1 protein-coding gene is annotated in these 377 nt (G+C 48.4%); it reads left to right on the top strand.

The genetic code is table 11. The features are described from left to right. A partial coding sequence (locus tag A3766_RS08595) for an arylesterase (RefSeq protein ID WP_197479447.1) occupies positions 1-377 on the top strand: 377 nt, incomplete at both ends.

Here is a 377-nt window from a genome sequence, read left to right as displayed (position 1 = left end):
ACAGTATTAGCGCGGCCTTTGGTTTGGATAAGAGTAAGGGCTGGGTAGCGCTGATGCAGCGTGAGCTGGGCGATAACTATCGCGTGATCAATGCAAGTATCAGCGGTGATACCACTACCGGTGGCCGTTATCGTTTAGGTAAGGCCTTATCAACTCATCAGCCCGTTATCGTCATTATTGAACTTGGCGGAAACGATGGTTTACGAGGAACCCCGGTTAGGCAGATTCGTAATAACCTAGAAGCGATGGCTGTGATGTCACAAGAGGCTGGAGCCCAAGTAATATTGCTAGGCATGCAGATACCGCCTAACTATGGTGACCGTTATACCAAAGCCTTTGCGAATATATACTCAGACCTGGCATTGCNAATGGATCTA

The organism is Oleiphilus sp. HI0132 (assembly GCF_001635845.1).
The sequence above is the reverse complement of the archived record's forward strand: the minus strand, read 5'-3'. Positions and strand labels throughout refer to the sequence as shown.